Here is a 2,512-nt window from a genome sequence, read left to right on the forward strand (position 1 = left end):
AAAGGCAAGCAGCGTTTGAAGCTGAGCATCAAGCGCAAGGGGTGATTTCGGCTTTGGAACAAAAGCTTGTGAAAATGGAGGAAGTCAATGAGAAGTTGCCGGTTACTGGCGGTGGCATTGGGCTTGAGCGTGTGCGCTTGCTCAACACACAAGCCGGTGGGTAGCCTTTCTTATCATTTTTTATCGGTTGAGTTGCCGCCTGTTGTTCGCATGGCGTGTGCCCGCCCAGCTTTATTGCCAGAGCGTGCTTTGAATGCGCGCGAAGTGGTGCACTATTGGGGACGTGATCGTGCTGCTTTATTGATTTGTGAACAGCGCAGAAAAGCTGCGGAGCTGGCGATTTTAGGCAAAAGAGAGGGGACTTTTAAGTGAATTTGGATATCAGTGTTGCCAATGGCTGGTTGTCTTTATTGTTATCGGTTATTGCGATTTGTGGGGTTTTGAGAGCCTATTTTTCTTCAGGTGCGCGGGAAATGCTGAAAGATATCACGGCGCTTAAAGAGCGTGTGCAAAAGTTAGAAACAGAGATGGACTTTTTGCCTGATCGTGATGCGCTGCAAAGATTGGAAGTGAATATGGAGAAATTGAATGGTCGTCTCAACACGCTTTCTGCACAATTACAACCGGTGGCAGCCATTGGTGAGCGCTTGCAAGAGTTTTTGTTGGAGAATGCCAAGAAATGAAAGCAGATATGGATAAAATCATCCGTGAAGAAGCGCGGTTGATTATTTTAAAAGGGCTTGCTTGTGAGCGCAGCGAAACTTTATCGAGTGCGATGATTGAGCGGCTTTTATACAGTTATGGCATCAGACGCGATCGCGATTTTGTGCATAATGAACTGGCATGGATGGAAGATCAAGGTGCTGTTACTTTAAAATGTGTGGGTTCAGTTTTTCTTGCGGCGTTAACAGAACGGGGAGCGCGTCATTTAGACCGGAGCTTTTCCATTGAGGGGATTAAGCGGCCTAAACGTTCATCAATAAAAGACGAGGTGAAGGATGCGCAAGGTCGGGCGTGGACGTTTAACGGCGATTGATTTATTGCCGCAAGCTTGTGATCAAATTATTGCTGCTGCTGCTGAGGCTTTAAATGGGCGTGAGAAGACACAAATGGCTATTTATGGTGAGTTTAAAGCGGCTTTGAAGGCTTTACGAAAGGAAACGGGTCTCAGCTTTTCTATTCCCTCTTTTTCCAGTTTTAATCGTTATTCTTTGCGGCTAGCCGTGATGTCACGGCGCCTAGAACAGACAAGAGAAATTGCCGCAAGCCTCTCCAAGCGCTTTGATGCTAAAGCTTCTGATAATATCACTCTTTTGACGGCAGCAGCGATTAAGGAGTTGATTTTTTCAACGTTGAGCAGTGGGAAAAACCTTTCGCCAAAGGCAGCACAAGAATTGGCCAATGCGCTTAAAGGCGTGTTGGCGGCTGAACATTTGTCGACCACCAGACGGCAAAGATTAGAGAAGGATTTTACCAGCAAAGCAAGCAAAGCGGTTGACGCAGCAGCAGCAGCGGCGGGGCTCTCAGAAGAAACAGCGCGAGCTATTCGTGCGCAGGTGTTGGGGGTAAAACATGGCTGAAGGGCAAAATTTTTCTGAACAGATTGCTTTTAAAAGTCATGGCTGTGAACATCAGAATACCTATGACATTTGGCAGAGAAGTACTTTTCCCAAAGAGAGTGATCCCTTAGCGGAAGGCGTTTTGATGGCGCATCAACGGGCATGGATAGAAGATAAGTCCCCATTAAAATTGGTTGAAAAGGGGCGGCGGACCGGCATTACTTTTGCGGAAGCTTTGGATGATACCCTTATTGCGGCAGCAACGCTTAAGGCTGGTGGCGATAATGTTTTTTATATTGGAGACACCAAAGAAAAGGGACGTGAATTTATTGGTTATGTGAGCAATTTTGCAAGGGCAATCACTCGTAATAGTGGGGATGTGGAGGAATTTTTATTCTCTGATCAAAGGGCGGATGGTTCAACGAAATATATCTCTGCTTATCGGGTGCGTTTTGCTTCGGGGTTTCGGGTTGAGGCGCTTTCTAGCCGCCCTGAAAACATTCGGGGGTTACAGGGCATTGTAGTGATTGACGAGGCGGCTTTTCATCAAGATGTGCGCTCTGTTTTGGATGCAGTCAATGCTTTGCTCATTTGGGGAGGAAAAATCCGTGTGATCTCCACCCATAATGGTGTGCTCAATCCTTTCAATGAACTGATCCGTGAGGCGCGAGCAGGAAAAGTGCCTTTTTCGGTGCATTGTTACCCCTTTGGTGTCGCTGTTAAAAATGGCTTGTTTAAACGAGTTTGTGCCATGAAGGGGGAGGTGTGGAGTTTAGCGTCTGAGCAACAATGGGAAGATCAAATTCGCGCGTCTTATGGGGTGCGTTTGGCTGCTATGCGCCAAGAATTAGATGCCATACCAGCCGATCAAGAAGGGGCTGCTTTAATACGCTTACAGATTGAAAATTGTTGTGCGCCTGACATTGCAGTGTTGCGTTTTGCTTGTGTGGATG

Annotated in this window: 4 protein-coding genes and 1 pseudogene; all 5 read left to right on the plus strand. The window is 46.9% G+C overall.

The window, feature by feature from the left end; translation table 11 throughout:
• Positions 1 to 129 precede the first annotated feature (129 nt).
• Positions 130 to 372: a hypothetical protein gene (locus tag ACFILY_RS09310; protein WP_375664619.1), complete on the plus strand. Its 243-nt coding sequence runs from the start codon at positions 130 to 132 to the stop codon at positions 370 to 372.
• Positions 369 to 683 (plus strand): DUF2730 family protein, encoded by a 315-nt coding sequence (locus ACFILY_RS09315; protein ID WP_375607966.1) that lies wholly within the window; start codon positions 369 to 371, stop codon positions 681 to 683. The genes ACFILY_RS09310 and ACFILY_RS09315 overlap by 4 nt, the downstream gene beginning before the upstream one ends.
• A complete protein-coding gene (locus ACFILY_RS09320; protein ID WP_375612320.1) occupies positions 680 to 1,036 on the plus strand; it encodes a hypothetical protein in 357 nt (118 codons plus the stop codon). The genes ACFILY_RS09315 and ACFILY_RS09320 overlap by 4 nt, the downstream gene beginning before the upstream one ends.
• Positions 999 to 1,580: a phage protein Gp27 family protein gene (locus ACFILY_RS09325; RefSeq protein WP_375631553.1), complete on the plus strand. Its 582-nt coding sequence runs from the start codon at positions 999 to 1,001 to the stop codon at positions 1,578 to 1,580. The genes ACFILY_RS09320 and ACFILY_RS09325 overlap by 38 nt, the downstream gene beginning before the upstream one ends.
• Positions 1,573 to 2,512 (plus strand): annotated as a pseudogene (locus ACFILY_RS09330) (hypothetical protein); the annotation flags it as partial. The gene ACFILY_RS09325 and the pseudogene ACFILY_RS09330, both read left to right, overlap by 8 nt.

This window comes from Bartonella sp. CL25QHWL, from assembly GCF_042195335.1.
Taxonomy (GTDB): domain Bacteria; phylum Pseudomonadota; class Alphaproteobacteria; order Rhizobiales; family Rhizobiaceae; genus Bartonella.